The following is a 310-nucleotide window of genomic DNA, read 5'->3' on the forward strand; positions in this document are numbered from 1 at the left end:
CCTTGCTAGTATATTTCCCACGCATATATCCGAAATAAGGGTAATCCTTCACCTCATACGTATCCTCTGTATATAGCATCAAAGTATCTAATCCTAGCAGCGCCATATGCTCGAGCAGCTTTTTCACTTCATGAACAGTTGGTACAGCATTTCGCGATGCATCCAGCATGACACCGCTCATCGTAAATTGTGGTGTCTCTGTTATATCGAATTCATGATTCTTTCGATAATTTTCCAGCCATAATCCAAGTGCTCGGAAGAAATGAATTGGCTTTGCAAACGATATTTCTCCTTTGCCGCTGCTACTAGT

General features: G+C 41.6%; 1 protein-coding gene. It reads right to left on the reverse strand.

Annotated features, from left to right (window positions below; all coding sequences use genetic code 11):
- Positions 1 to 310, reverse strand: a 310-nt coding sequence (locus EOC06_RS40615) for a hypothetical protein (protein ID WP_281062154.1), incomplete at both ends; no start/stop codon positions are given.

The sequence above is a fragment of the Mesorhizobium sp. M7A.F.Ca.MR.362.00.0.0 genome (assembly GCF_004023175.1).
Taxonomy (GTDB): Bacteria; Pseudomonadota; Alphaproteobacteria; order Rhizobiales; family Rhizobiaceae; genus Mesorhizobium.